This is a genomic window from Providencia sp. PROV201 (assembly GCF_028479545.1).
In the GTDB taxonomy this organism is placed as follows: domain Bacteria; phylum Pseudomonadota; class Gammaproteobacteria; order Enterobacterales; family Enterobacteriaceae; genus Providencia; species Providencia huaxiensis.
This window is the reverse complement of record NZ_JAMPNW010000052.1, coordinates 1-1,524: the sequence shown is the minus strand read 5'-3', so window position 1 is coordinate 1,524 and position 1,524 is coordinate 1. Positions and strand designations below refer to the sequence as shown.

1 protein-coding gene is annotated in these 1,524 nt (G+C 50.4%); it reads left to right on the top strand.

Translation table 11 applies throughout. The features are described from left to right. A partial coding sequence (locus tag PR809_RS20015) for a hypothetical protein (protein ID WP_272524691.1) occupies positions 1 to 284 on the top strand: 284 nt, incomplete at its 5' end. Positions 285 to 1,524 lie beyond the last annotated feature (1,240 nt).

The window sequence follows — 1,524 nt, the reverse complement described above, 5'->3', positions numbered from 1 at the left end:
GGATGTCTTTACAAAGGGAGGATGATGATGACGAGTGGATAACGCAACTTCGCTTAGTCGGACAAGCCGACGAAGAGTACAACGAGCGACAAAAATTGAAAGGAGGAAGCTCTGCGACGACTACTCTTAAGCGAAAAAACGATTACGGGGACCGGTCTAGCCAAGCAAAAGGCAAAGCCAAAACATGGTCCCCACCAAAGCGATTCAACAGGCAAATTAAAGCCTGCCACCACCGGGTTGTGACCCACGAAACGAGTGCATACCGATTGGTCGGCTGCACGTGAAGGAATCCCACAGAAATTGGTAGACACACGACGTGAGAAAAAGAGTTGCACACGTTGTGGACTTTCCAACTACAGTTGGAAGACATGTCTGAAGGCCGCCGCGGTCAACCAAGTGACCGGGCGCAGGATCGCAACCCCGAGGCCCAGACGGGTGGAAGTCCGACCACCGCGGTCAAACGCAAAGGTCGGCCAAGCCCGAGCAAACCCAGCACCTCGGATATGGGAAACTGAGGAATAAGCAAAGGGATAGTTCCTCGGTGCACGGCGACGTATAAGCATCCGTTAAAAGGATGGCTCGCGGGAGTTAACGAGAAATACGTGTTTTCTGCGAGTACACCACTTACGGCCTAAAAATGTGCTCTCTTAGGGCGGCTTAGCTAAGAATGACAGCGAACCGTTACGGAGGTTGGGAATGCAAAGAGCTGTGGCTAGTGTTAACGACTAGATTATGCTACCACGTATAGCAGGATGCACACTCCCATGATGCTGAATTTAGGCGTTGCATGTGAAAACGAGGAAAGAAGGTTGGACCTTTGAACAGATAGTGCAAATGAGCGAACTGGCTAGACAGGAGCCCAAGCTGGCTGGACGCAGCCTGATATGAGTTGAAGCCAGCACTCAAGCGCTCAGCAAGATCATTGGTCCAACAGAAAGAGTTCCAGAAAGACGTACCAGTTTAAAATGGCCCGATGCGAGGGAAGACAACCCGATGTCCAAAGGCTCCACACGCATAAGTCATAAACGGGGCGGCTCGCTAGGGAGGCTGATACAAGTACGGAAAGGGGCATCCAATGGCGACGGCATTGGAGTAGTCGGTTGTTAGGATGAGGGAGATAGGCGACAGCGTGCTCGCGCCTTGTGAACCCCCCACAACCGGAATCGAAATCAACTCCTAAGGCCGGGTTAAAAGGTCGATCCTCGACTCAGTATGGGTTTCTGAGTTCGGTATGATTAAATATCGTTATTGAGGGTATGAACGCACATTATCCAGGTTGTCTGAGGAGGCCTAGTTGGCCGAAACCACGCGGGCGTGGTAACAATCACTACCTCCAACCATTATGAGCAAATGACAGACAACTGAACAGGGTCCCTATGGGGACCCTAAACGAACAAAGCATGATATACCAAAACCAGAACGGTATAAATGCCCCGAAGGCAAGGCCTTCCTCATATCAAAAAACAAAAGAGTACCAATTCGCATATTATTAGACTCGGGCTCTAACATCTTTGTTATTAGCCA